Source organism: Asanoa sp. NPDC049573, from assembly GCF_040676615.1.
Lineage (GTDB): Bacteria > Actinomycetota > Actinomycetes > Mycobacteriales > Micromonosporaceae > Asanoa.
This window is the reverse complement of sequence record NZ_JBFAPI010000016.1, coordinates 24,738-49,493: the sequence shown is the minus strand read 5'-3', so window position 1 is coordinate 49,493 and position 24,756 is coordinate 24,738. Positions and strand designations below refer to the sequence as shown.

Annotated in this window: 30 protein-coding genes; 17 read left to right on the top strand and 13 right to left on the bottom strand. The window is 72.0% G+C overall.

The features are described 5' to 3' along the window. Window positions 1-40: 40 nt before the first annotated feature. Window positions 41-469, bottom strand: a complete 429-nt coding sequence (locus tag AB0J74_RS29340; protein WP_363453600.1) for a cupin domain-containing protein — start codon at window positions 467-469, stop codon at window positions 41-43. A 70-nt stretch (window positions 470-539) separates the two neighbouring features. On the opposite strand from AB0J74_RS29340, the gene AB0J74_RS29335 reads away from it, so the two are divergent. From AB0J74_RS29335 to AB0J74_RS29320, 4 genes are all read left to right on the top strand, one after another. Further along, window positions 540-1,187, top strand: coding sequence for a PadR family transcriptional regulator (locus AB0J74_RS29335; RefSeq protein WP_363453598.1), 648 nt, complete (start codon window positions 540-542; stop codon window positions 1,185-1,187). After that, window positions 1,184-1,852: a class I SAM-dependent methyltransferase gene (locus AB0J74_RS29330; RefSeq protein ID WP_363453596.1), complete on the top strand. Its 669-nt coding sequence runs from the start codon at window positions 1,184-1,186 to the stop codon at window positions 1,850-1,852. Before AB0J74_RS29335 ends, AB0J74_RS29330 begins: the two co-directional genes overlap by 4 nt. A 43-nt stretch (window positions 1,853-1,895) precedes the next feature. Continuing rightward, complete coding sequence (locus AB0J74_RS29325; RefSeq protein ID WP_363453594.1) at window positions 1,896-2,468, top strand: HhH-GPD-type base excision DNA repair protein; 573 nt, start codon at window positions 1,896-1,898, stop codon at window positions 2,466-2,468. Window positions 2,469-2,779: 311 nt separating this feature from the next. Further along, the gene (locus AB0J74_RS29320) at window positions 2,780-3,025 is read left to right on the top strand and encodes a hypothetical protein (protein ID WP_089248483.1); all 246 of its coding nucleotides are present in this window, start codon (window positions 2,780-2,782) and stop codon (window positions 3,023-3,025) included. Window positions 3,026-3,085: 60 nt separating this feature from the next. Here AB0J74_RS29320 and AB0J74_RS29315 read toward each other — a convergent pair whose 3' ends face one another. From AB0J74_RS29315 to AB0J74_RS29305, 3 genes are all read right to left on the bottom strand, one after another. Beyond that, window positions 3,086-4,831, bottom strand: a complete 1,746-nt coding sequence (locus AB0J74_RS29315) for a DEAD/DEAH box helicase (protein ID WP_363453591.1) — start codon at window positions 4,829-4,831, stop codon at window positions 3,086-3,088. 111 nt (window positions 4,832-4,942) lie between these two features. After that, window positions 4,943-5,551, bottom strand: coding sequence for a trimeric intracellular cation channel family protein (locus tag AB0J74_RS29310; protein ID WP_363453589.1), 609 nt, complete (start codon window positions 5,549-5,551; stop codon window positions 4,943-4,945). Window positions 5,552-5,565: 14 nt separating this feature from the next. Then, window positions 5,566-5,838 carry a DUF3039 domain-containing protein gene (locus tag AB0J74_RS29305; RefSeq protein ID WP_363453587.1) on the bottom strand — a complete coding sequence of 91 codons (273 nt, stop codon included), beginning with the start codon at window positions 5,836-5,838 and terminating at the stop codon, window positions 5,566-5,568. Between the two features lie 58 nt (window positions 5,839-5,896). Here AB0J74_RS29305 and AB0J74_RS29300 point away from each other — a divergent pair, with 58 nt between their 5' ends. Continuing rightward, complete coding sequence (locus AB0J74_RS29300; protein ID WP_363453585.1) at window positions 5,897-6,796, top strand: pseudouridine-5'-phosphate glycosidase; 900 nt, start codon at window positions 5,897-5,899, stop codon at window positions 6,794-6,796. Further along, a complete protein-coding gene (locus tag AB0J74_RS29295) occupies window positions 6,793-7,677 on the top strand; it encodes a PfkB family carbohydrate kinase (protein WP_363453583.1) in 885 nt (294 codons plus the stop codon). Before AB0J74_RS29300 ends, AB0J74_RS29295 begins: the two co-directional genes overlap by 4 nt. Window positions 7,678-8,062: 385 nt before the next feature. Here AB0J74_RS29295 and AB0J74_RS29290 read toward each other — a convergent pair whose 3' ends face one another. From AB0J74_RS29290 to AB0J74_RS29280, 3 genes are read right to left on the bottom strand one after another with little or no spacing between them, the layout of a single operon-like run. Then, window positions 8,063-8,713, bottom strand: a complete 651-nt coding sequence (locus tag AB0J74_RS29290) for an NAD-dependent epimerase/dehydratase family protein (RefSeq protein ID WP_363453581.1) — start codon at window positions 8,711-8,713, stop codon at window positions 8,063-8,065. A 4-nt stretch (window positions 8,714-8,717) separates the two neighbouring features. After that, entirely contained in the window at window positions 8,718-9,029 is a 312-nt protein-coding gene (locus AB0J74_RS29285; protein WP_363453579.1) for a hypothetical protein, read from the bottom strand. Between the two features lie 2 nt (window positions 9,030-9,031). Beyond that, window positions 9,032-9,316, bottom strand: coding sequence for a hypothetical protein (locus AB0J74_RS29280; protein WP_363453577.1), 285 nt, complete (start codon window positions 9,314-9,316; stop codon window positions 9,032-9,034). 73 nt (window positions 9,317-9,389) lie between these two features. Here AB0J74_RS29280 and AB0J74_RS29275 point away from each other — a divergent pair, with 73 nt between their 5' ends. Next, on the top strand, window positions 9,390-9,749 hold the full coding sequence (locus tag AB0J74_RS29275) for a DUF3099 domain-containing protein (protein WP_363453575.1): 360 nt from the start codon (window positions 9,390-9,392) through the stop codon (window positions 9,747-9,749). A 9-nt stretch (window positions 9,750-9,758) separates the two neighbouring features. Here AB0J74_RS29275 and AB0J74_RS29270 read toward each other — a convergent pair whose 3' ends face one another. After that, entirely contained in the window at window positions 9,759-11,345 is a 1,587-nt protein-coding gene (locus AB0J74_RS29270) for an RNA polymerase sigma factor (protein ID WP_363453573.1), read from the bottom strand. Between the two features lie 268 nt (window positions 11,346-11,613). Between AB0J74_RS29270 and AB0J74_RS29265 the strand changes: the two genes are divergently transcribed. After that, window positions 11,614-12,426, top strand: coding sequence for an inositol monophosphatase family protein (locus AB0J74_RS29265; RefSeq protein ID WP_363453571.1), 813 nt, complete (start codon window positions 11,614-11,616; stop codon window positions 12,424-12,426). Window positions 12,427-12,432: 6 nt separating this feature from the next. Here the strand turns inward: AB0J74_RS29265 and AB0J74_RS29260 are convergent, their stop codons facing one another. After that, window positions 12,433-12,963, bottom strand: coding sequence for a LytR C-terminal domain-containing protein (locus tag AB0J74_RS29260; protein ID WP_363453569.1), 531 nt, complete (start codon window positions 12,961-12,963; stop codon window positions 12,433-12,435). Window positions 12,964-13,349: 386 nt separating this feature from the next. Here AB0J74_RS29260 and AB0J74_RS29255 point away from each other — a divergent pair, with 386 nt between their 5' ends. Together AB0J74_RS29255 and AB0J74_RS29250 are read left to right on the top strand one after the other, a co-directional pair. Next, window positions 13,350-13,646 (top strand): DUF4193 domain-containing protein, encoded by a 297-nt coding sequence (locus AB0J74_RS29255; RefSeq protein WP_363453567.1) that lies wholly within the window; start codon window positions 13,350-13,352, stop codon window positions 13,644-13,646. A 115-nt stretch (window positions 13,647-13,761) separates the two neighbouring features. Then, window positions 13,762-14,592: a hypothetical protein gene (locus AB0J74_RS29250; protein WP_363453565.1), complete on the top strand. Its 831-nt coding sequence runs from the start codon at window positions 13,762-13,764 to the stop codon at window positions 14,590-14,592. Here AB0J74_RS29250 and AB0J74_RS29245 read toward each other — a convergent pair. Continuing rightward, window positions 14,570-15,025, bottom strand: a complete 456-nt coding sequence (locus tag AB0J74_RS29245) for a DUF3093 domain-containing protein (protein WP_363453563.1) — start codon at window positions 15,023-15,025, stop codon at window positions 14,570-14,572. The genes AB0J74_RS29250 and AB0J74_RS29245 overlap by 23 nt on opposite strands. A gap of 90 nt (window positions 15,026-15,115) precedes the next feature. Between AB0J74_RS29245 and dut the strand changes: the two genes are divergently transcribed. The 4 genes from dut to AB0J74_RS29225 all read left to right on the top strand — a co-directional run bounded on the left by dut (window position 15,116) and on the right by AB0J74_RS29225 (window position 17,502). Next, window positions 15,116-15,592 (top strand): dUTP diphosphatase, encoded by a 477-nt coding sequence (gene dut, locus AB0J74_RS29240; protein WP_363453561.1) that lies wholly within the window; start codon window positions 15,116-15,118, stop codon window positions 15,590-15,592. Then, window positions 15,589-16,320, top strand: coding sequence for a DUF3710 domain-containing protein (locus AB0J74_RS29235; protein ID WP_363453827.1), 732 nt, complete (start codon window positions 15,589-15,591; stop codon window positions 16,318-16,320). The genes dut and AB0J74_RS29235 overlap by 4 nt, the downstream gene beginning before the upstream one ends. A 121-nt stretch (window positions 16,321-16,441) precedes the next feature. After that, window positions 16,442-16,822, top strand: a complete 381-nt coding sequence (locus AB0J74_RS29230; RefSeq protein ID WP_363453559.1) for an OB-fold nucleic acid binding domain-containing protein — start codon at window positions 16,442-16,444, stop codon at window positions 16,820-16,822. After that, entirely contained in the window at window positions 16,819-17,502 is a 684-nt protein-coding gene (locus tag AB0J74_RS29225; RefSeq protein WP_363453557.1) for a DUF3159 domain-containing protein, read from the top strand. Before AB0J74_RS29230 ends, AB0J74_RS29225 begins: the two co-directional genes overlap by 4 nt. Window positions 17,503-17,547: 45 nt before the next feature. Here the strand turns inward: AB0J74_RS29225 and AB0J74_RS29220 are convergent, their stop codons facing one another. Continuing rightward, on the bottom strand, window positions 17,548-18,858 hold the full coding sequence (locus AB0J74_RS29220; protein WP_363453555.1) for an MFS transporter: 1,311 nt from the start codon (window positions 18,856-18,858) through the stop codon (window positions 17,548-17,550). Window positions 18,859-18,955: 97 nt separating this feature from the next. On the opposite strand from AB0J74_RS29220, the gene AB0J74_RS29215 reads away from it, so the two are divergent. Further along, window positions 18,956-19,831: a LysR family transcriptional regulator gene (locus tag AB0J74_RS29215; RefSeq protein ID WP_363453553.1), complete on the top strand. Its 876-nt coding sequence runs from the start codon at window positions 18,956-18,958 to the stop codon at window positions 19,829-19,831. A gap of 105 nt (window positions 19,832-19,936) precedes the next feature. On the opposite strand, the gene AB0J74_RS29210 is transcribed toward AB0J74_RS29215, so the two are convergent. Further along, window positions 19,937-20,629: a TrkA family potassium uptake protein gene (locus AB0J74_RS29210; RefSeq protein ID WP_363453825.1), complete on the bottom strand. Its 693-nt coding sequence runs from the start codon at window positions 20,627-20,629 to the stop codon at window positions 19,937-19,939. Beyond that, window positions 20,626-21,291: a TrkA family potassium uptake protein gene (locus tag AB0J74_RS29205; RefSeq protein WP_363453551.1), complete on the bottom strand. Its 666-nt coding sequence runs from the start codon at window positions 21,289-21,291 to the stop codon at window positions 20,626-20,628. The genes AB0J74_RS29210 and AB0J74_RS29205 overlap by 4 nt, the downstream gene beginning before the upstream one ends. A gap of 117 nt (window positions 21,292-21,408) precedes the next feature. Between AB0J74_RS29205 and AB0J74_RS29200 the strand changes: the two genes are divergently transcribed. Both AB0J74_RS29200 and AB0J74_RS29195 read left to right on the top strand, forming a co-directional pair. Continuing rightward, window positions 21,409-23,499: an APC family permease gene (locus tag AB0J74_RS29200; RefSeq protein WP_363453549.1), complete on the top strand. Its 2,091-nt coding sequence runs from the start codon at window positions 21,409-21,411 to the stop codon at window positions 23,497-23,499. Then, on the top strand, window positions 23,496-24,707 hold the full coding sequence (locus tag AB0J74_RS29195) for a TRAM domain-containing protein (protein WP_363453547.1): 1,212 nt from the start codon (window positions 23,496-23,498) through the stop codon (window positions 24,705-24,707). Before AB0J74_RS29200 ends, AB0J74_RS29195 begins: the two co-directional genes overlap by 4 nt. Window positions 24,708-24,756: the final 49 nt, after the last annotated feature.

The following is a 24,756-nucleotide window of genomic DNA, read 5'->3' as shown; positions in this document are numbered from 1 at the left end:
TAGACCGACGATGATCGAAACGGCCGTTCGGTCAAGCGGATCACACCATCCTGAAATCGGCGAAGTCGAATCCGGGCGCCACCACGCAGCTGACCAGCACCGATTGGTCGGTGGCCGGAAGAGCCGACTGCCACACACCACCGGGTACGCGCAACTGCGGTCGCGCGCCGGTCGCCAGGTCGGGGCCGAGCACCCGGGACTCGGGATCGGTGGACGGCTCGGACCCCGAGCCGCCGAAGCGCAGGGTCAGCGGGCCGCCGGCGTGCCACAGCCAGAGCTCGTCGGAGCGCACGACGTGCCAGGCCGACTCCTCGCCGGGGAAGAGCGCGAAGTAGATGCCGGTGGCGGCGGCGCGCGGGCCCGCGTACCCGGATGGCGTGAAGGTGTGTGCGGACCGCCAGGTCTCGGCGAACCAGCCGCCCTCGGGGTGGGGCCGCAGCCCGAGCTCCGTGATCCAGGGATGCGTCATGTCGCCGAAAGTAGCTGGCGCAGCACTTACTCGCGTGCGTATACTCGCTTGCGAGTAAAGGAGTCGGGCGATGCCGCAACGGAAGATCACCAACCTGCTCGCGCTGGCGGTCCTGGCGACCGTGATCGAGCGGCCCATGCATCCCTACGAGATGGCGTCGCTGATGCGGGCCCGCGGCAAAGAGCACGACATGGAGATCAAGTGGGGCTCGCTCTACCGGGTGGTCGACAACCTGGTGAAGCACGGGTTCCTGGAGGCGGCGCAGAGCGAGCGGCAGGGTGGCCGCCCGGAGCGCACGGTCTACCGGATCACCGACGCCGGCCGGGCCGAGCTCGTCGACTGGACCCGCGAGCTGATCGCCGTGCCGGACCGCCGGCCGGGTCCGTTCACCGCCGGCCTCTCGGTGCTCGCGGTGCTCGGCCCCGACGACGTGGCCGGCCTGCTGGCCCGACGGGCCGAGGCGCTCGACGCCGAGATCGCGGCGGCCGAGGCCGAGCTGGCCGGGTGGGCCGCCGAGGTGCCCCGGCTGTTTCTGCTGGAAGCGGAATACGCGGTGGCGATGCGCCGGGCCGAGCTGGCCTGGGTGCGCGCCCTGCACGACGAGATCACCGAGGGGACGCTGCCCCTGCTGGCCGAGTGGCGGACCTTCCACCAGACCGGCGCCATGCCGGCTGACATCGCGGCCCTGGCCGCACGGGGAACCGAGGAGGACCAATGACCCAGACCCAGCGACGCAAGCTCATCCCGGAGATGGAAGGCCCGATGGCCCGGTGGTATGCCAAGCAGCGCGGCTCGGCGCCGCAGCTGGCCGGTTACCGGCGCCAGGCGGCGGCGCTGGCGGCCGACCTGCCGGCCGGCGCGACGGTGCTGGAGGTGGCGCCCGGGCCGGGCTATTTCAGCATCGAGCTGGCCAGGCTCGGCTTCAAGGTGAGCGGCCTCGACGTCAGCCACACGTTCGTCGAGCTGGCCACGGAACGCGCCCGGGCCGAGGGTGTCCCGGTCGCCTTCCGGCAGGGCGACGTGGCCGCGCTGCCGTTCGCTGACGACAGCTTCGACGTGGTCGTCTGCCAGGCCGCGTTCAAGAACTTCGTCGACCCGGTGCGGGCCCTCGACGAGATCCACCGGGTGCTGCGGCCCGGCGGTGTCGCGATCATCCAGGACCTCAACCGGGGCGCGACCGCCGACGACATCCGGGCCGACGTGGCCGGCATGGGGCTCAACCGGTTCAACGGCGCGGTCACCAGGATCTCGCTGGGCGGGCTGAAGCGCAGGGCCTACGCGGCCAGCGACTTCGAGCGGGTCGCGTCCGACAGCGCGTTCCACGGCAGCCGGACCCGCGCCGACGGGATGCTGCTCGAGGTGCGACTGACCAAGGCGGCCTGACGCGGGTTACCGCCGTGGGCGGTGGTCGGCGAAGATGGAGCGCATGACGTTCTCGCTGCCCATCGCCCCGGAGGCCAACGCGCTGCTCGACCGGAGCCCGCTGGCGCTGGTGATCGGCATGACCTTGGATCAACAGGACAAATTGGAGAAGGCGTTCTCGTCGCCGTACGTGCTGTCGCAGCGGTTGGGGCACGAGCCCACCGCCGAGGAGATCGCCGGCTTCGACACCGAAGAGCTGATCAAGATCTTCGCGACGCCGCCGGCGTTGCACCGGTTCCCCAAGGCGATGGCGACCCGCACGCAAGAGGTCTGCCGGCTGATCGTGGCCCGCTATGACGGCGACGCCGCCCGGCTGTGGACCGACGCGTCCGACGGGCGCGATCTGTTCAAGCGGATCGCCGACCTGCCCGGGTTCGGCCGGCAGAAGGCACAGATCCTGGTGGCGCTGCTCGGCAAGCGCTACGGGGTGCGGCCCGCGGGCTGGCGGGAGGCGGCCGGCGCCTACGGCGACGAGGGGTCGCACATGTCCGTAGCGGATATCGTTGACGAGGCGAGCCTGACCAAGGTGCGCGACTACAAGAAGAGTTTGAAGGCGGCCGCGAAGTCTGTCGGGTAACCGCCGGATCCCTCGATCGGGCGTGTTCTGGCTGGGCCACACAGGCGTCGTCAGGATAGCGTGACAAGGGCCGCCGACTCAACGCTGAGTCACCTTTTCGACACGCAACGTCAATAGATCCACGTCAGAAGCGGGTTGTCCGAGCGAGATCATTGACGTGGCCCCCTTGGGTGCCGGCACACTGTCACCAACCAAGGTGTGACCTGGGTCCCCCAGGGGCACAGCGGGAAGGCCGCAGCACCTCCGGGTGTTGCACGATAGGTGAGTAAAGACCGAAGAAGGATGTTCATCGGTGACGAAGGAGGAAGGCGATGACCCCCACTCTCACGCCGCCGCCTGGCACGGTGGTTCCCCCAGCAACCGATGAACGGTGCGATCGGTGCAACGCGGCCGGCAAGCTCCGCATCACGATGGCTGGCGGGGGCGAGCTCGTGTTCTGCGGGCACCACGCGAACAAGTACGCCGACGACCTGGTGAAGATCACCGTCCAGTTCGCGGCAGACCCGGACTTCGAGTGGCGCGGCGCCGACCTTATGGCGTCGAACTCGTCCAACTGATCCGACCGATAGCTGAACCGGCCGGAACTCCCCAGGGAGTTCCGGCCGGTCTTTTTGCTCTCAGAGGGTCTGCACCGTCGCGATGCGCTCCTCGAGCTGTTCGATCGTCGCCTGGGCACTGGGCGGCCCGCCGCAGATCCGCCGCAGCTCGGCGTGGATCTTGCCGTGGGGTAGTCCGGTGCGGTGATGGTGCGCCGCGACCAGAGCGTTGAGCTGACGGCGCAGGACGACCCTTCGCTCGCCGGCCGACACCGGCCCGGGCGGCGCCGCGGCCATCCCCGGCACACGCGCCCCACCGGTCGCTTCCGCGGTAGCGACCGACGACCGCCGGCGCTGGGCCGCCAACTGGTCGGCCTGGCGCTTGTTGAGCAGGGTCGCCACCTGGTCGGCGGTGAGCAGCCCGGGCAGGCCCAGATATTCCTCCTCCTCGGGCGTGCCGGCCAGCGCGCCGGTGCCGAACGAGGCGCCATCGAAGATCACCTGGTCGAGTTCGGCGGTCGCCGAGAGCATCTCGTGCCGCTTGGTCAACTCGCCGCTCGCGTCCTCCGCCTTCTGCGCCCGCTCCAGCAGCGTGTCGTCGAGGCCGTCGTCTTCCTTCGGCGCGCCCAGCACGTGGTTGCGCTCGGCCTCCATCTCGCTGGCCAGCCCGAGCAGGTGCGGCACGCTCGGCAGGAACACGCTGGCCGTCTCGCCGGGGCGGCGGGCGCGGACGAACCGGCCGATCGCCTGCGCGAAGTAGAGCGGGGTCGAGGCGCTGGTCGCGTAGACGCCGACGGCCAGGCGCGGGATGTCGACGCCCTCGGAGACCATCCGCACCGCGACCATCCACCGCTCGTCGGAGGCCGCGAACCTGGCGATCCGGTCCGAGGCGCCGGCGTCGTCGGAGAGGACCACGACGGCCTTCTCACCGGTCACCCGCTCGATCAGCTTGGCGTAGGACCGGGCGTTCTGCTGGTCGGTCGCGATCACCAGGCCGGCCGCGTCGGGCATCCCGCCGGCCCGTTTGACCTGCAGCCGCGCGTCGGCGGCCCGGAGCACCTGGACCATCCAGTCGCCGGTCGGGTCGAGCGCCGTGCGCCACGCCTGCGCGACCAGGTCCTGGGTCATCGGCTCGCCGAGCCGGGCGGCCAACTCGTCGCCGGCACTGGTGCGCCAGCGGGTCTCACCGGAATAGGCCAGGAAGATCACCGGTCGTACGACGCCGTCGCGCAGCGCGTCGGCGTAGCCGTAGACCGAATCGGCCCGGGACCGCTGGAGGCCGTCGCCGCCGCGCTCGTACACGACGAAGGGGATCGGGTTCTCGTCTGACCGGAACGGGGTGCCGGTCAGCGCCAACCGGCGGACGGCACCGTCGAACGCGGCCTTGACGCCGTCGCCCCAGGAGCGCGAGTCGCCGGCGTGGTGGATCTCGTCGAGGATCACGAACGTGCGCCGGGTCATCGTGCGCCGGCGGTGCACCTGCGGCGCGATGCCGACCTGGGCGTAGGTGACCACCGCGCCGTGGAAGTCCGACGACGAGTGCAGGTCGGCGTTGCGGAACGCGGCGTCGAGTTGGATGCCGACCCGGGCCGCCGCCTGGGCCCACTGGTTCTTCAGGTGCTCGGTCGGCGCGACCACGGTGACCGCGTCGACGGTGCCGTCGTTGAGCAACTCCGCGGCGATCCGCAGGGCGAAGGTGGTCTTGCCGGCGCCCGGCGTCGCCACCGCCATGTAGTCCTCGGACCGGCTGCGCAGATAGCCGACCATCGCCTTGCGCTGCCACGCCCGCAGCGGCGGGAACGTGTCGAGCGACGGTTTCACCACCACGCGGCCGCGCCCCCTCACGTCATGAAAAAGGCCCTCGCGGCGAGGCGAAGGCGGCTCTCAGCATAACCACGCGGGCACCGTGATCCCCAGCAGACACAAGGGTGACGCTTGCTACGGAGCCGGTTCGCCGTTCCAGTTGCGGCGGAGGGCGACGATCCGGATCGCGAAGACCAGCACACCCGCGCCGACCATCGGCCAGCCCGTCAGGCCACCGCGATAGAGGGCCATCACGACGACGGCGCCGGCCAGGGAGGCGACCGCGTAGATCTCGCGGCGGAGGACCACCGGGATCTCGCGGAGCAGCAGGTCGCGACCGACGCCGCCGCCGATCGCGGCGATCATGCCGAGCAGGCAGGCACCGACCGGTGGTACGCCGGCCCGCAGCGCGACCAGGGTGCCGGTGACGGTGAACAGGGCCAGGCCGGCCGCGTCGAGCACCAGGACGACCCGGCGGAGCCGGGCCAGCTGCGGGTGGAAGAAGAAGACTGCGACGGCTGTGAGAGCTGCCACAACGGCGTAGCGCCAGTCGTCGAAGGCCAGCGGTGGGGCCTGGTTGACGACCAGGTCGCGGATGATGCCGCCGCCCAGGGCCGCCACGAACCCGACAAAACAGACGCCGAAGAGGTCGAGCCGCTTGACCACTGCGGCGGATGCGCCGGAAGCGGCGAAGACCGCGACGCCGACCAGGTCAGCGAAGAGGAGTGCGGCGGTGGGTGACACCGCCGAACTCTAGATCAGCCTTCGGGGTTGGGCTCTGAGTCGTAGAAGCGGTTGTTGTCTTCGAAGATCTCTTTGCACTCAGGGCAGACCGGGAACCGGCTGGGATCGCGCGACGGGACCCAGACCTTGCCGCACAGTGCCTTGACCGGGGTGCCGAGGACCATCGCCTCGGTGATCTTGTCGCGGTCGGCGTAGTGCGAGAAGCGCTCGTGGTCGCCCTGCTCGAACGGCGTCTCGACCGGACGCTCGAGAATCGTGCCGCTGGTTTCGGGGCTCGGACTGGTCACCAACCAAGTCTGCCAGGTGGGTGCGGTTGCCGCACCTGGCCACCCGTACGGTGACGATGTGAACGACTTGGTATTAGCGCCGGAAGTGGCGGACGCGCTGGCGGCCGCCGGCCCGGTGGTGGCGCTGGAAAGCACGATCATCGCGCACGGCCTGCCCCGGCCCGACAACCTCAAGGTGGCCCGCGAGATCGAGGCGACGGTCCGGGCGGCCGGCGCGGTCCCCGCGACCATCGCGGTGCTCGGCGGCCGCGTGCACGTCGGGCTCGACGACGCCCAACTCACCCGTCTCGCCGAAACCGACGGCGTGACCAAGCTCTCGGTCCGTGACCTCGCCCTGGCCGCCGCGAAGGGCGTCGACGGGGCGACCACGGTGGCCGCGACCAGCGCCGTGGCCGCGGCGGCGGGGATCAAGGTGTTCGCGACCGGCGGCCTGGGTGGCGTGCACCGCGACGCGCCCTATGACGAGTCGGCAGACCTGATCACGCTCGCTCGTACGCCGATCGCCGTTGTGTGTGCCGGGGTCAAGTCGATCCTCGACGTCGGCGCGACCCTGGAGCGGTTGGAGACCCTCGGCGTGGCCGTGGCCGGCTACCGGACGCTGCGGTTCCCGGGCTTCTACCTGGCCGACAGCGGCTTCCCGGTCGACTGGTCGTTGGACTCGCCGACCGAGGTGGCCCGGGCGGTCATCGCGCGGACGGCGCAGGGCGTGCACCACGGCGCGCTGGTCCTCGCGAACCCGCTGCCCGAAGACGAGCAACTCGACCCGGCGCTGCACGACCGCACGCTGGCCGAGGGGATGGCGGCGCTGGAAGCGCAGGGTGTGACCGGCAAGGCCGTCACGCCGTTCCTGCTGGCCTGGTTCCACGAGCACACTGGCGGCGCCAGCCTCGACGTCAACGTCCGGATCATCCTGCGCAACGCCGACCTGGCCGCCCGGATCGCCGTCGCGGCGGCATGACCGCCCGGATCGTCGTCGTCGGCGACCTGGTCACCGACGTCGTGGCGGTGCTGGCCGGCCCGCCCGCGCCGGATACCGACACGGCCGCGTCGATCCGCTTCACCGGCGGCGGCCAGGCGGCCAACACCGCGGCCTGGCTGGCGTGGCACCGCGTACCGGTGACGTTGCTGGCATCGGTCGGCGCGGACGCGGCGGGCGCGGCCCGGGTGGCCGAGTTGCGCGCGGCCGGCGTCGACTGCCCGTTGCCGCCCCGGGCCGACGCCCCGACCGGCACGGTGATCGTCCTGGCCGAGGGCGGCCGCCGCACGATGGTCACCGACCGCGGCGCCAGCGTGCTCCTCGACCCCGACGCGGTGGCGGCCGCCGTGGTCGGCGCGGACCACCTGCACCTGTCGGGCTATCCGCTGCTGGACGACGGCTCGCGCAAGGCGGGCCTGGCCGCTTTGGCCGCGGCCCGCGAACACGGCCTGACGGTGAGCGTCGACGCGGCGTCCGCAGGCCCGTTGCGCCAGGTGGGTGCGGCGGCTTTCCTGTCCTGGGTACGCGGCGTCGACCTGCTGCTGGCCAACCTCGACGAGGCCGCGGTCCTGACCGGCTCGGCCGCCGGCGACCCGACCACCCAGGCCCGAACCCTGGCGACCGACCTGGGCGCGGCGGTGGTGGTCAAGCGCGGCGCGGGCGGCGCGGTCTGGGCCGACGCCGCCGGCGTCGTCACGGTGCCTGCACCGCCGGCCACCGTGGTCGACCCGACCGGCGCCGGCGACGCCTTCGCGGCGGGCCTGCTGGCCACCCGCCTATCCGGCGGCGACCCCCGAGCCAGCCTGACCGCGGCGGCGGCCGCCGGCGCCCGGGCCGTCGCCCGGATCGGCGCCCGCCCCTGACAGAGCCCGCTGCTCGGGCGCGTTCGGACGGTGGGGCAAGCGCTGCTCGGGCGCCGATCGGACGGTGGGGCAAGCGCTGCTCGGGCGCCGTTCGGACGGTGGCGCAAGCCCGCTCGCCTGTGGGGTGGCTGCTGGTGTTCGCGGTCCGCGTGCGCGCGTGCGCTCTGGCGTGGCGCCGTGGCGGAGGGGTCACTTCTCGGGCGCACATGTTCTCGCATGTATTTACATGCGAGAACATGTCGGCGCTGGGAGACCTACCCGGCCTTGGCCGTTGCGGGGTCGCGGTTTTGGGGTGCGGGCGACCCGGGGCGGGCGTGGCAGCGAAGCGGTGTCTGGCGGGAGCGACGGTCGTGCCCGGCGCGGACCCGAGCCAGCAAGATTTCGGTTATCTCGCGAGGGCGGCGATGTCTGGATTGTCGAGGATGTGTTTCGACGGGCCCGACCTCGCCACCTGGAGCATCGCGCGGCCGACTTGCTCCGTGGTGACCACCTGGTTCGGGGCCAGGCGGCGGAAGACGGGGATCAGCCAGCCGCCCGCCGTCAGCATGATGCGGTAGAAGCGGCTCCGGGGGCGGATGCCGTGCAGTGGCTGGATGAAGCCCGGGCGGAACATGTAGCCCTTGGGGAAGCGTTCGAGCAGTTCCCGTTCGGTGCGGCCCTTGACCTGGGCCCAGCGTTGGCGCGAGGTCTCCGAGGTGCCGGCGCCGGAGACGTAGATGAACGTCGGATCCGGGGACTGGGTGGCCAGGGCGTCGGCTACGCCCAGGGTCAGGTCGTGGGTCAGGCGTTCGTAGGTCTCGGCGCTCATGCCCACCGACGAGACGCCCAGGCAGAAGAAGCAGGCGTCGATGCCGGCCAGGTCGACGTTTTCCAGGTCGAACAGGTCGGTCACGACGATCGAGCGGAGCTTGGCGTGCTCGTCGCCGAGTGGAGAGCGGCCCAGGGAGACCACTTCGGACACGTCGGGCGCGCGTAGGCACTCGCGGAGCACTCCCTGGCCGACCATGCCGGTCGTGCCGGTCAGCAGGATGCGCACGGCGTCAGGCCGCGTTGCTGCGGGGGAGGGTGGCCAGCGCGCGGCGGAGGTCGGCGAGCGACACGGTCGCGGAGTCGTCGAGGTCGGCCAGGCCGGCCTCGATCCACTGGCGCATCAGGGTGGTGACGCCGATGCCGCGGGCGTCGGCCGCCGAGCGGACCCGTTCGTAGGTGTGCAGCGGCAGGCGCACCGAGCGGCTGACCATGGGTTGGTCGGTGTCGGGGGCCGGCAGGTCGCCGGGTGTGCCGTCGCTGATCAGGTCGGCGAACTCGTCGCCGCCTTCGTGGAACCGCTTGAGGGCCTGGTCTCTGTCCACGGTCAACGCCTCCAACCACCGAGGGCCTCGTCGTAACGCTTGCTCTCGCTGTCGCTCATCTCGCGCGCCGAGAGGATGTCGAAGTCGTGGTCGTCGTGGACCGTCTCGGCGAGCAGGACCACGAGCCGCCGGCCGCGCCGGCTGGCGGCGTAGACCACGGTGAGCTCGCCGAGGTGCCGGATGACCCGCCGGGAACCGTGCAGGGCCTCCCAGACCTCGCCGGGCGTCACGTCGTAGACCGCGAGGTTGCTCAACGCGTCGTCGGTGAAGCTGTACCGGCGGCCCACGCTTGAAAAGTACCACGGATGTAACACGGACCGCGCGGTCGTAGCGCACCCGGCCAAGTGATTGGATGGAGTGGTGAAGCGTCCGGCCGGTCGACCTGTTCTGATCACCGATGCCGCGGCCAGCCAAGACGACCAGCTGCGCCGCCGGACACACCGCTACGTCCTGATGATGCTCATCCGCGCGGCGTGCGTGATCATCTTCGCGGTGCTGATCTCGACCCGGCCGCCGCTGCTCTGGGTCTGGCTGGTGCTCACCGGCGCGGGCGCCGTGGTGATCCCGTGGCTGGCCGTCATCCTGGCCAACGACCGGCCGCCGAAGGAAAAATATCGGCATCTGCACAAGGGCGAGCGCGCCTCGACGACGCCGATGCTGCCGGCCCAGCCGATGCCCGATGATTCCGCGCCGCACAAGACGATCGACGCGGAACCGTAACCTGCCGGCTCAGTCGAGGTAGTCGCGCAGCACCTGGGACCGCGACGGGTGGCGCAGCTTCGACATCGTCTTCGACTCGATCTGGCGGATCCGCTCGCGGGTCACGCCGTAGACCTGGCCGATCTCGTCGAGCGTGCGCGGCTGCCCGTCAGTGAGACCGAATCGCAACCTGACGACGCCCGCCTCGCGCTCGGACAGCGTCTGCAGCACCTGCTGGAGCTGGTCCTGGAGCAGCGAGAAGGAGACCGCGTCGACGGCGACGACCGCCTCGGAGTCTTCGATGAAGTCGCCGAGCTGGCTGTCGCCCTCGTCGCCGATGGTCTGGTCGAGCGAGATCGGCTCGCGGGCGTACTGCTGGATCTCGAGGACCTTTTCCGGCGTGATGTCCATTTCCTTGGCAAGCTCTTCGGGCGTGGGCTCGCGGCCCAGGTCCTGGAGCAGCTCGCGCTGGATGCGGCCGAGCTTGTTGATGACCTCGACCATGTGCACCGGGATGCGGATGGTGCGGGCCTGGTCGGCCATGGCCCGGGTGATCGCCTGCCGGATCCACCAGGTGGCATAGGTGGAGAACTTGTAGCCCTTGGTGTAGTCGAACTTCTCGACCGCGCGGATCAGACCCAGGTTGCCCTCCTGGATCAGGTCGAGGAAGGCCATGCCGCGGCCGGTGTAGCGCTTGGCCAGCGAGACGACCAGCCGCAGGTTGGCCTCCAGCAGGTGGTTCTTGGCGCGCTCGCCGTCGCGGGAGATCCAGCCCAGGTCGCGGGTCATCTGCGTCGGCAGCTTCTCCTCGCCCTCGTCGGCGGCGCGCAGCCGCTCGGAGGCGTAGAGGCCGGCCTCGATCCGCTTGGCCAGCTCGACCTCCTGCTCGGCGTTGAGCAGCGGAACCTTGCCGATCTGCTTGAGGTAGGCGCGGACGGAGTCGGCGGACGCGGTCAGCTCGGCGTCGCGCCGGGCCTGCTTGAGCGCCTCGGACTCTTCGTCGTCCCACTCGAAGTCGTTGTCGGTGGCGGTCGACGCGGCGTCGCTCGCGGCCGCCTGGACCAGCTCGGCCGGCTCTTCGACGACGACGTCTTCGATCTCGGCGGCCAGCGTCTCGGGATCGATGTCTTCGCCCTCGGGACCCTCGCCACCCTCGACGGCGCCCTTGGGGTCTGCCTCACCGGGCTTGGCCGCCTTGGCGGCCTTGGCCGGCGTCGCGCTCTTGGCCCGGGTCGCCTTCGCCGGGGCCGCTGCCTTCGCCGCCGGTGCCGTGCCGTTGGCCGCGCCCGCTTCCTCGCCCGCCGGGGTCTGCTTGGGCGGCGCGGTCTTCTTCGCCGGAGCGGTCTTCGCGGTGGTCGCCCGCGAGGCCGGCGTGGCGGACCGGGCCGCAGCGACGCGGGGGCGCTTGGTGCTCGCGGAGCCGTCGACGACGACCGTTATGCCGGCATCGACGATCGCGCGGATGATCTTCTTGGCCTGGGCCGGGGTCACATCGGCCGACTCGACCGTGCGCTGGACCTCCGCCGACGTGATGTGGCCGCCGCCGCGCTGGGCGTGGGCGATCAAGATGTCGGTGATCGAGCGGACGTCTGCGCCGGTTTGGCGTGGCTCTGTCACGAATGACCTTCCGGTGGCGAGCGAGCGGGCACTGCCGGTCGAAACCAGCGATGCGGTGGGCCAGGTTCAAAGGTAGTGGGCCCCCGAGCCACGAACCGGCCTGCGCGGGAAGTTCGTGACAGGTGAGCAGGCGTGAATTGTAACGCCGTCCGTGGCGAAACATCGCACGGCGCACGACCGCAGAGCGGCCCGGCCGCGGATGAGCGGCTGCCGGAGGAAAGCAAACGATGGACTTTGACAAAATCGTAACCGGAACAGAGGGGGAGCAATGACCGACACGACGCCGGATGCGGCGGATCTGCTGGCGATCGCGGTGACCGTCGCACGCGAGGCGGCCGACACCGCGCGCAGCATGCGCGCCGAGGGCGTATCAGGGGTTACCACGAAGTCCACCGATACCGATGTGGTCACGGCCGCCGACCGGGCGGTCGAGCGGCAGGTGGTCGCCGCGTTGGCCGCGCGGCGCCCGGACGACACCGTGCTCGGCGAGGAGTACGGCGGCAGCGGCGGTGCCGACTCCCCCGTGCGCTGGGTGGTCGACCCCATCGACGGGACGGTCAACTACCTTTACGGCCTCCCGCAGTACGCCGTGTCGCTGGCCGCTGAGGTCAACGGGGTGGCCGTGGCCGCCGTGGTGCGCAACGCGGCGACCGGCGAGGAGTGGACGGCCACCCGGGGCGGCGGCGCGTACCGGGGCGGGCGCCGGCTGAGCGCGTCCGTGCAGACCGATCTCGCGCAGGTGTTGGTGGCGACCGGGTTCGGCTACGACGCCAAGCGACGGGCACACCAGGCCGAGGTGCTGACCCGCTTGATCACCCGGGTGCGCGACATCCGCCGGTTCGGTGCCGCGTCGCTCGACCTCTGCCTGGCCGCCGAGGGCGGGGTGGACGCCTACTTCGAGAAAGGGCTCAACCCCTGGGACCACGCCGCCGGTGGCCTGATCGCGACCGAGGCGGGGCTGGTGGTCGGTGGGCTCGACGGGCGGCCGGCCGGCCCCGACATGGTGGTTGCGGCACCGCCGGCGATCTTCGGGCCGCTGACCGAGCTGCTGGCCGAGCTCGACGCCGCCGGCGGGCCGTGACGCGCCTTAGGGCGCCGGGCAGCTCTGGGCCGGCAGCTTCGGCTCGCCGGCCGCGGCCAGTTCCACGAGCGACTGGTTGACCTCGGTCGACGTGGCCAGCTGCTTGAAGTCGTCGCCGATCAGCACGTCGACGACGTCGTCGGTGCGGGCCGGGTCGTATTCCGTCTTCGCCTCGTCGAGGAAGTAGGCCCGGATCACGTGGGCGCTGCTGACGGCCTTTGGACCGAACCGCAGCAGGGCGACCTTCTCGACCGCGGTCTTCGAGTTGCTCTTCTTCAGCACCTGGAACTTGCGGTTGGCGAAGTCGTTGCCGACGCTGTCGGCGAGCCCGGGCCTGTCAGTCGCGTTGAAGACATTGATCTTGATGTCTTCGGCCTTCTTGAGTGTCAGATCGACGACCGGCCAACCCGCTGGGCACTGGGCCGCGAGGGTGCGACCCTTCTGTGAATCGTCGACCAGCGCGTAGACGACGAAGGCGACGGCCAGCACCGCGAGCGCGCTCACGACGACGAGTGCTCGCACTCGGGCAAAGGTCATTTCCCGCTCCCGTGCAGGTGACGGTGGAGGTGGACGGTTGGCATGCCATTCGGCGTGGCCACGGTCACCCGGTCTGCGACCGAGGTTAACGGTTGTCCGCTCGACGCGGGGAAACACCCGCGACATCCCCGGCGCGCCGAACGTGATCCACGGCGCCGGACACCTATCTTCGTGTCGCCTGAGTCACATCGGGAACAACTTGGGCCCAAATCGCGTCCTAGTGGGCCACGAGGGCGGTATACATGCCTCCCGCAGGGGCAGGTAAGGTACCGCGCTCGCGGGCGCCCGCCGTGCCCGCGCTCGAAGTTTCGCGGCCGACCGGGAACCGAAACACCGTCGCTTGGCGTTACACCTAGGCGACTTATTGATACGGGAGAGTGAGACCGATGGCCACCGACTACGACGCCCCGCGTCGCGACGAGGTCGACCTCGGCGAGGACAGCCTGGAAGAGCTCAAGGCCCGGCGAGTCGACGCACAGTCGGGCGCTGTAGACGTCGACGAGGCCGAAGTGGCCGAGAGCTTCGAGCTGCCGGGCGCCGACCTCGCCGACGAAGAGCTGACGGTCAAGGTGCTGCCGATGCAGCAGGACGAGTTCCGCTGCGCGCGCTGTTTCCTTGTCCATCACCGCAGCCAGCTCGCGTACGAGCGCAATGGCGACCTGATCTGCCGGGAATGTGCCTGACCGGCGGTCACGAGACAGGGCGGCGGCCCGCACGGGTCGCCGCCGCCGACTTCGACCTGCGGGCGTGGCCCGGACCTGCTTGACTCGTGAATTAAGCACGAGCTGGAGGGCACAGATGAGCCACGCCGACCGGTCTGCGGACGAGCCGGACCCCGCCGGTCCGGAATCGTCCCAGGCCGAACCGCCGACCGCGGAACCTCCGACGAACTCCGAGCTGGGGGACACCGTCGCCCGGCTCACCGACGAAGACCTCGAACCCGGGCAGCGCAACCGGCTGCTCGGCCGGCTGATCGGCCAGGTCCGGGCCCGCGGCGTCGGCGACCTCTTCAAGCCCCGCCTGGCCCTCAAGTGGATCGCCGACGCGGTCGGCGACGTCGCACCCTACGTGCCGGTCCGCGACATCGAAACCCTCCGCAAACACCACCCCGGCCTCGACGACGACCGGCTCGCCGAGCGCCTGGTACGCAACGCCAGCCGGGCCACCGCCGGCGTGGGCGCGGCCGGCGGCGGCGTCGCGGCGATCGAATGGGCGGCGACGCCCACCCTGCTCAGCGCGCCGGTGCTGCTGGCCGCCGAGACGGTCACCGTGGTGGCCATCGAGATCAAGCTGATCGGCGAGCTGCACGAGGTGTTCGGGCAACCGGTGCCGGGCACCGGCGGCCAGCGCGCGATCCCGCTCGTGATGGCCTGGTCGCAGCAGCGCGGCGTCAACCCGATGGTGCCCGGTGTCGGCATTGGAGCCGTGCTCAGCACCGCCGCCCGCCGGGAGATGCGCGACCGGCTGCTGCGCAGGTTCGGCCGCAACCTGACCACCCTGGGCCCGTTCCTGACCGGCGCCGCCGTGGCCAGCTATCTCAACCGGCGGGCCACCAAGTCACTCGGCGACCAGGTGATCGACGACCTGCGCAAGCGTCAGCGCAAGATCATTGAGGGCGAGTCGCGCTGATCGCCGCGGCCAGCCGCACCGGGTCGCGCGAGCTGACCACCCAGTAGGGCGTCGGGTCGGCCGGGTCGTCGATGACCACCTGCACCGCACCGGGCACCCACGGCCGCTGCACCACGAACGCCAGCTCGTGGCTGCCGACGCCGAGCACCTCGCGCTTGCCGGCGGCGTCCAGCGGCACCGCGTCGGTGACGAACCGCAGCGGGATGTGCGCGTCGTCGACGCGCAGCTCACCGCCGTCGACCGCGACCCGGATCCGGCCGGCCCGCCAGAGGCCGGCCAGGGTGAGCGGGATCAGCACCACGAACGGGAGCCAGGCCCGGACACCGCCGGCGCCCATCCACAGCTCGACCGCGAGCAACGTCGCGACGGCCAACCCGCACAGCCACAGCCACCAGGGAAGCCGTAACCGCTCGGCGTAGTCATCGGTAGCCACGATGTCCGAGGGTACGGCGCGCCGTACGCTCGGCACCCGGCAGGATAGGAGGGACCGCCCCCACGCGGACCCAGACAGAAAGCTGACACCGTGACCGACGCCGCCGTCCGGGTGGCCGTGCGCCAGCTCGACCCGGACCTCCCGCTTCCGTCGTACGCCCATCCCGGTGACGCGGGCGCCGACCTGTCGGCCGCCGCCGACGTGGAAATCCCGCCCGGTGGCCGCGCGCTGGTGCCCACCGGCGTCGCGATCGCGCTGCCCGAGGGCTTCGTCGGGCTGGTGCACCCCCGCTCCGGCCTGGCCGACCGGATGGGCGTGACGGTGCTCAACGCGCCCGGCACCGTCGACGCCGGCTACCGCGGCGAGATCCTGGTCAACCTGGTCAACCACGACCCGGTGGCACCCGCGAAGATCTCCCGGGGCGACCGCATCGCGCAACTTGTCGTGCAGCGCGTCGAGCGGGCACACTTCCACGTCGTCGAGGCACTCCCCGGGTCCGTGCGCGGATCGGGCGGGCACGGTTCGACCGGTGGCGTGGCGGCATCTTCGGAAAGGCAGGCGGACTGATGTTCTCGCGAGGCGGATCCGGGCGGCACGCCCGCGGTGACCGCGGCGACCGGTCCGATCGCCCGGCCCGGGGCAGCGCGCAGGTGCCCCAGCCGGCCCGGTCGCACGGCCCTTACGACATCTCCGAGGCACCGTCCGGTGTGGAGCGGCTCGACCTGGGCAGCCTGCAGATCCCGGCCCTGCCCGACGTGGAGATCCGGGTGCAGGCCAACCCCGACGGCGTCGTGCAACAGGTCGTGCTGGTCAACGGCGACAACGCGCTCCAGGTCGGCGTCTTCGCCGCGCCCCGCTCCGAGGGCATCTGGGAGGAGGTGCGCGACGAGATCCGCAAGTCGCTGTTCAGCGAGGGCGTCGCGGCCGAGGAGACCGACGGCGAGTACGGCGTCGAGCTGCGGGCCCGGGTGCGCACCGCCGACGGCCTGACCGACCTGCGGTTCCTGGGCATCGACGGGCCCCGCTGGATGGTCCGGGGTGTCTTCCAGGGCCCGGCCGCCACCGACCCGACGCGGGCCGGCGTGCTGGTCGAGTGCCTGCACGGCCTGGTCGTCGACCGCGGCCAGGAGGCCAAGCCGGTGCGCGAGCCGCTGCCGCTGCGGCTGCCCAAGGACGCCACCGAGCAGGTCCAGCAGCAGCAGGCCGAGCCCACCCCGCCGCCCGTCGCGCCGCCGACCAACGGGTCCGGCCCGGGCCCCGCGCCGCGCCGCCGGCCGTCGCCCCGACCGCGCTGAGCATCGATCGCGCCCGCCGCGTATTCCCGCACGCCGCGGGGAGGTGGGTGACGACCGTCACGCGTACGCTGAAAGGGGCGTGCGCCCGGCCGGGGCGTCGAGGAGAGTGAAGCCGAAGGTCATGGCCATCGACCAGAGCCGCACGTCGCTGCGGCGCTTTCTTCAGCGACTGACGGCTGACGAAGCGACGCTCGAAGCCGAGAGCCTCCAGCGGGAGAGCGCGAAGTCCGGCTGCATGCCGGCCGGGCTCTGCATGCGGGGCCAGTTCGTCGCGCTGAGCGGGCGCCTCAAGACCGTCGTCTACACCCCCCGCACCAACCTCCCCACGCTCGAGGCCGACCTTTACGACGGCAGCGACGTGGTGACGCTGGTGTGGCTGGGGCGCCGGCACATCGCGGGGATCGAGCCCGGGCGACAACTGACCGCGCGTGGTCGCGTCGCGGTCCGAGATGACCGTAAAGTCATCTACAACCCGTACTACGAGCTGGAAGCCACCAGATGACCTCTTCGCCCCGCGCCGCCGACGAGTCCACCCGTGACCCCGACGGCGAGGAGCCGCTGCCGCCCTTCGGGGAGATGGTGGCGCAGCAACTCGGCGGCTGGCGGGGCCTGGTCGAGTCCAGCATCCCGGTGCTGGTCTTCGTGGTGGTCAACATCGTCTGGGAGCTCAACCCGGCGCTGATCGCCTCGATCGGTGTCGCGCTGGTCATCGGCGGCATCCGGCTGGCGCAGAAGCGGCCCATCCGGCACGCGGTCAACGGTCTGTTCGGCATCGGGCTGGGCGCGCTGATCGCCTGGCGCACCGGCGAGGCCCGCGACTTCTACCTGCCGGGCATCATCCAGAGCTACGTCTTCGCCGCCGCGCTGGTGATCTCCGCCCTGGTCCGGCAGCCGCTGGTGGGCTGGGGCTGGTCTGTGATCATGGCGGGCGGTCGGTCCGAGTGGCGCGAAGACCGCCGGCTGATGCGCACGTTCATCTGGCTGACCGTGCTCTGGGCGGTGGTCTGGGTGGTCAAGGTCAGCATCCAGGCCTGGCTCTGGTACGACAAGCAGGACGACCTGCTCGGCGTCGCCCGGCTGGTGCTGGGCACGCCGCCCTATGTGCTGCTGGCCCTGCTGACCGTCGCCGTGGTCCGCCGCGTCACCCGCGACCGCCCACCGGTAGCCGTCGAACGCGCCTGACCCGCCGGCCCCGCAGCGTCCCGCGACCGGGCCGCGGAGTGTGTGTCAACGCGGTCGCGGGGCGCGGCCGAAGACCAGCAACGCGAGGCCGCCGCAGGCCGGCGGGAGTAACAGGGCCCAGCCGGTGCCGGCGCCGACCAGGGCGCCGGTGCAGGCGACGCCGAGTGTGGCGCCGACCTGGCGAACGGCGTTGAGTAGGCCGCCGACCGCGCCGGCCGCGTCCGGCGGTGCGCTGCCGACCACGGCGGTGACCAGCGCCGGCAACACCAGCGAAAGCCCAAACCCGGCCAGCAGCAGGCCAACCGCCAGCCACGGGTAGCCGCCGCCGGCGAAGACGGTGCCGGCCAGCAGTCCGCCGCCGGCAGACAGCAGGGCCAGGCCGGCCAGGATGGGCGGGCGGGGGCCGAAGCGGGCCACCAGCCGGGCGGTGACCGGCGGGTTGGCGGCGAACGGGACGGTCAGCGGCAGGAAGGCCAGGCCCGTCGCCAGCGGGCTCAGGTGCCGGTCCTGCTGGAGCAGCAGCGGCAGCACGAACAGGGCGCCGGCCAGGGCGAAGTTGACCGCGGCGCCGACCAGCAGGCCGGCCCGGACGCCGGCCGAGCCGAGCAGCGCGCGGTTGAGCACCGGTGCCGCGCTGCGTCGCTCCAGGGTTGTGAAGGTCCCCAGCGCGGCCGCGAGCCCGGCGGCTGACCACGTGGCGTGCCGCCACGCGTGTGCCCCGGCCGCGATCACCGCGTCGGTGAGCAGCGCCAGCACCGCCACCCCGGCCAATTGGGCCGGCCAGTCGATCCGCCGGGCGCCGAGCGGGCCCCGCAGGTCCGGGCCGCGGACCAGGACCAGCACGGCGACCCCGATCGGCACGTTGACCAGGAACACCGACCGCCAGCCGAAGGCGCCGACCAGGGCGCCGCCGGCGATCGGGCCGGCCGCCACGGCCGTGCCGCTCACCGCGGCCCAGGTCGCCACGGCGCGGGCCCGGTCGGCGGGCCGCGGGTAGAGCCGGGCGATCAGGGCCAGTGACGCGGGCACGCATGCGGCCGCCGCCACCCCGGCGACCGCCCGCACTGCGACCAGCGTCGCCAACCCCGGTGCGAGCGCGCTGAGCAGCGAGGCGACGGTGAAGCCGGCGATGCCGGCCCGGAACAGCCGGTCGGCGCCGTAGCGGTCGGCGGCCGCCCCCGCTGACAGCAGCAGCGCCGCGAACGCCACTGTGTAGCCGGTGGTCGCCCACTGCAGCCCGGCCACCGAGGCGCCGAGGGAGGTCGCCAGGTCGGGTTCGGCCACGGACAGGACGGTCATGTCCAGCAACACCATGAAGTAGCCGAGCGAGATGCCGGCGAGTGCGGATGGGATCACGCCGGCAACAGTGCGATCCGGCACACCGCGCGCTCCACCGCGCCGGCCGCACGCGGTCTTCGGAATTTCCGTACGGCCGGCAGCCTTCGTTCCGCACGTGGAACTCCAGCACCTGCGTACCTTCGAAGCCGTCTTGTTGCACCGCACCGTGACCGACGGGGCCGTCGCGCTCGGCCTCGCGCCCTCGTCGGTCTCCCAGCAGATCCGCACGCTCGAGGCCGGGCTCGGCGTGGCCCTGTTCGAGCGCGGCCCGCGCGGCATGACGCCGACGCCGGCCGGGCTGCGGTTGCGCGGCTGGGCCCGCAGGCTGCTCGACCAGGCCGAGCAGGCCCGGCTCGACGTGCGCGGCGAGCGACAGCGGCTGCGGCTGGGCGCGCTGGAGACCCTGGTCGGCTCGCACGTGCCGGGTGTCGTCGCCCGGCTGGCCGCCCGCCGGCCCGACCTCGCCGTCGAGCCGCACGCCGACCGCAACCGGGCGCAACTGCTGGCCGACCTGGTCGGCGAGCGGCTCGACGCGGCGCTGCTGCTGGACTCCGGCGCGGGCCTGGGCGGGCTGGGTTTCCCGGCACCGTCCGAGCCGCTGGCCTTCGTCGATCTCGAACCGGTGCCGCTGGCGCTGGTGGCGGCGCCGGATCACGCGCTGGCCGGCAAGGCGCTGGCCCCGGCCGACCTCACCGCCGAGCGGCTGCTGGTCAACGTGCCCGAATGCTCGTTCTGGATGGCGGGGGAGCGGGTGCTGGGCGCCGGGCCGGAACGGGTCCGGGTCGGCGGCGTGCCGGCGATGCGGGCCTGGGCCGAGCAGGGTCTGGGTATCTCGCTGCTGCCCGCGTTCGCGGTCGACGAGAGCCTGCGGGCCGGCCGGCTGGTGCGGCTCGACCTGCCGGTCCCGGAGCTGAGCCTGCGCCTGGTCTGGCGCGCCGACCGGGAACGGCTGCCCGGCCTGCGCGACATGCTGTATGCCGCCGCCGGCTAGCCGGGGAGCGCACCCGGCGCGGGCCGTGCTGGTCGGCCGGGTGCGGCCTGGCGCGCCGCTGCGCCCCTGCGCGGGCCGTGCTGACGCTGGTCGGCCGGGTGCGGCCTAGCGCACGGCGCGGCGGTCGGCGGCGTCCGGGCCCAGGATGACGGCGCGGACGGCGTCTTCGACCTCGGCCGTGCAGACGAAGATGAGCTCGTCGCCGGCCTCAAGCGGGTCGTCGGGGGTCGGCACCAGCACCCGGCGGCCACGCAGGATGGCGACCAGCGCCGAGTCGCGGGGCAGCGGGACGTTGCGCACCGGCAGGCCCACGTAGGGCGCGGTCGGCGGCAGCGTGATCTCCACCAGGTTGGCCTCGCCCTGGCGGAACGTCATCAGCCGGACCAGGTCGCCGACGGTGACCGCCTCTTCGACCAGCGCGGCCATCAGGCGGGGCTTGCTCACCGCCACGTCGACGCCCCACTGCTCGGTGAACAGCCACTCGTTCTCGGCCCGGTTGACCCGGGCGACCACCCGGGGCACCGCGAACTCGGTCTTGGCGAGCAGCGACACCACCAGGTTGACCTTGTCGTCGCCGGTCGCCGCGACGACCACGTCGCAGCTCGCGACGTTGGACTCTTCGAGGCTGGCCAGCTCGCAGGCGTCGGCCAGGATCCACTCGGCGGCCGGCACCCGCTCCGGCCGCAGCATCCGCGGCGAGCGTTCGATGAGCATCACCTCGTGGCCGTTGCCGACCAGTTCCGCGGCGATCGAGCGGCCCACGTTGCCCGCTCCGGCGATGGCGACCCGCATGGTCAGTGCCCCCCTTCCGGCGCGGCGCCGGCGAGCTCGGTCACCGACGTGGCGATGTCGTCGGTGACCAGCATGAAGAGCTGGTCACCTTCTTGGATCACGGTCGAGGCGGTGGGCAGCGTGCCGATGCCGAACCGCATCAGGTAGGCGGTGCGGACGCCGACCGCGTCTTCCAGGGCCCGCAGTTGGCGACCGATCCAGTCCTTGTGCACCGGCACCTCGATGATCGAGACGGTGCTGGTCGGGTCACGGAAGATCTCGATGTGCCCTTCGGGGATCAGGTGCCGGATCATCCGGTCGGCCGTCCATCGGACCGTCGCCACTGTCGGGATGCCGAGCCGCTCGTAGACCTCGGCGCGCTTCTGGTCGTAGATCCGGGCGGCGACCCGGGTCACGCCGAACGTCTCGCGGGCCAGCCGGGCCGAGATGATGTTGGAGTTGTCACCGCTGGAGACGGCCGCGAACGCGTCGGCCCGCTCGATGCCGGCTTCCCGAAGGACATCGCGGTCGAAACCGACCCCGGCGACCGTGATCCCGCGGAACTCCGGGCCCAGCCGGCGGAAGGCGTCGGCGTTCTGGTCGATGACGGCCACCGAGTGGCCGCGGTCTTCGAGGTTGTGCGCGAGCGTCGAGCCGACGCGACCACATCCCATGATCACGACGTGCACCGGTGACACCCCTTCCACGGCGGATTGCGGCCGATTGACCGTACCCCTTGACAAGAGATCTCAGGTGATCGCCCACCGCGTGCCAGGGCCGATCCGGCCGCCGTACCCTTACCCGTTGTGGCCCGCCCCACCTCGGTGATGAAGCGCCTGCTGCTCGGTCGACCGTTCCGGTCCGACCGGCTGCAGCACACGTTGCTGCCCAAGCGGATCGCCCTGCCGGTCTTCGCGTCCGACGCGCTGTCCAGCGTCGCCTACGCGCCCGACGAGATCCTGCTGACGCTGTCGATCGCCGGCGCCGCGGCCTACACCAAGTCGCCCTGGGTGGCCCTCGCGGTCGTCGTGGTCATGCTGACCGTGGTCGCGAGCTATCGGCAGAACGTGCACGCCTACCCGTCCGGCGGCGGCGACTACGAGGTCGCGACCGTCAACCTCGGCCCGAAGTTCGGCGTCGGGGTGGCCAGCGCGCTGCTGGTCGACTACGTCCTGACGGTGGCCGTGTCGGTCTCCTCGGGCGTGGCCAACCTCGGCTCGGTGGTGCCCTGGGTGGCCGAGCACAAGATCGGCGTCGCGGTCTGCGCGGTCGTGGTGCTCACCGCCATGAACCTGCGCGGCCTGCGGGAGTCGGGCACCGCGTTCGCCATTCCGACGTACGGCTTCATGATCATCATCGTCGGGATGCTGTTGACCGGGTTCTTCCGGATCTTCGTGCTCGGCGACGACCTGCAGGCGCCCAGCGCCGGGCTGACCATCGCGGCCGAGCACGACGTGTCCGGTTTCGCCATGGTGTTCCTGTTACTGAGAACCTTCTCCTCCGGCGCCGCGGCGTTGACCGGTGTCGAGGCGATCTCCAACGGCGTGCCCGCGTTCCGCCCGCCGAAGAGCCGCAACGCGGCGACCACGCTGTTGCTGCTCGGCGTGGTGGCGGTCAGCATGCTGGTCGGCATCGTCTTCCTGTCGCGCCTGACCCACCTGCAGTTCATGGAGGACCCGGCCCGGCAGATCGTCGGCGGTGCCGGCGACTACGTGCAGAAGACGGTCACCACCCAGCTCGGCGAGACCGTGTTCGGCAACGGCTCGATCCTGCTATACGTGGTGGCCGGCGCCACGGCGCTGATCCTGTTTCTGGCCGCCAACACCGCGTTCAACGGCTTCCCGGTGCTCGGCTCGATCCTGGCCCAGGACCGCTATCTGCCCCGCCAGTTGCACACCCGGGGCGACCGGCTGGCGTTCTCCAACGGCATCATCTTCCTGGCCGTCTGCGCCAGCGTGCTGATCGTGGCGTTCCAGGCCGAGGTGACCCGGCTGATCCAGCTCTACATCGTGGGCGTGTTCGTCTCGTTCACGCTGTCGCAGGCCGGCATGATCCGGCACTGGAACCGGCTGCTGCCCCGGGAACGGGATCCCGAGGCGCGGCGCCGGATGCACCGGGCCCGCGCGATCAACACCTTCGGCGCGTTCCTCACCGGCACCGTCCTGGTGATCGTGCTGATCACCAAGTTCCTGCTCGGCGCCTGGATCGCGATCGCCGCGATGCTGGTCATCTACGTGGTCATGCTGGCCATCCGCAAGCACTACGACCGGGTCGCCGCCGAGCTGGCCCCGGCCGAGGGGCGGCCGATGCTGCCGGCCCGCAACCATGCCGTGGTGCTGGTCTCCAAGGTCCACCTGCCGACCCTGCGCGCGGTCGCCTATGCCCAGGCCACCCGGCCCGACACGCTGACCGCGGTGACCGTCAACGTCGACGACAAGGACACCCGGGTCGTGCAGGCCGAGTGGGAGCGGCGCCAGGTGCCGGTGCCGCTGACCGTCATCGACTCGCCCTACCGGGAGATCACCCGACCGATCATCGACTTCGTCAAGCGGGTCCGCACGGACTCGCCGCGCGACGTGGTCACCGTCTTCATCCCCGAGTACGTCGTCGGCCACTGGTGGGAGAACATCCTGCACAACCAGAGCGCGTTGCGGCTCAAGGGCCGGCTGCTGTTCGAGCCGGGCGTGATGGTCACCAGCGTGCCGTGGCAGCTCGCGTCGAGCCAGACCCGCGACCTCGACCGGCTGGACGCGACGCTGATCCGCGGTCCGGCGCGCGGGCCGCGTACCCGGGGGGCGGTCAAGCTCGACTCGTCGGGCCTGGCCCCGGCCCAACCCGTGACCCCGCCCACCCAGCCGCCGGACGAGGGCGTGCCGGCGCCGGCGGACCGGCCGTGACGCCGGAGCGGTCGGCGGTCGCCGAGGAGGAGCGGGTCACGCTCACGGTCGGCGCGCCGGCACACGGCGGGCACTGCGTCGCGCGCCTCGACGGCCAGGTGGTCTTCGTGCGGCACGCGCTGCCCGGCGAGCGGGTGACGGCGGTCGTCACCGAGGTACACGGTGGCTACCTGCGGGCCGACGCGGTGGAGATCCTCGAGGCGTCGCCGGACCGGGTGGCGCCGCCCTGCCCGTACGCGGGCCCCGGTCGCTGCGGTGGCTGCGACCTACAGCACGTGGCTCCCGCCGCGCAGCGTGACTGGAAGACGGCGATCCTGCGCGAGCAACTCCTGCGACTGGGCCGCCTGTCGGAAGCCGAGGTCGACGCGCTCGACGTGCGGGTGGCCGCCCTGCCGGGCGAGTTGACCGGTTGGCGCAGCCGGGTCCGCTACGCCGTCGACGCGGCCGACCGGGCCGGGCTGCTCAAGCACCGCTCGCACGAGGTGGTCCCGATCGACCGGTGCCTGATCGCCCACCCGGCCATCCAGGCGCTCCCGGTGCTCGACCGGCTCTGGCCGACGGCCGACGCGGTGGAGACGGTGGCCTCGTCCGGTGGCGACGTCGAGGTGCTGCCGCTGCCCGCGTCCGACGCGGTGCCGACCGTGCGCGAGGAGGCGCTCGGTCGCACGTGGACGATCGGCGCCGAGACGTTCTGGCAGGTGCACCCGGCGGCGGCGGAGACACTGGTCGGCGCCGTGCTGGACCTGGTCGCGCCGCGGGCCGGGGAACGGGCCTGGGACCTCTACGGCGGCGCCGGCCTGTTCGCGGCCGCGCTGGCCACCCGGGTCGGCCCGAGCGGCCGGGTGACGCTGGTCGAGTCGGCGCCCGACGGTGTCGCCGCGGCGCGCGAGAACCTGGCCGACCTGCCGTGGGTCGAGGTCGTGCCGGCCCGCGTGGAGACCGCGCTGGCCCGCCGCCGGGTCGCCGGCCCGGTCGACGTGGTGGTGCTCGATCCGCCGCGCACGGGTGCGGGCGCGAAGGTGGTCGACGCGCTGACCCGGTCGGGCGCCCGCGCCGTCGGTTACGTCGCGTGCGATCCCGCCTCGTTCGCACGGGACGTGCGCACGTTCCGGGAGCAGGGTTGGCGGCTCGCGGAACTGCACGGCTACGACTGTTTTCCGATGACGCACCATCTCGAGTGCGTCGGGTTGTTGTTACCGGAATCGTGAGCCGGATTTGTTTTCGGGTTAGTTTTCGGAAATGACGGCCGATCGGGGG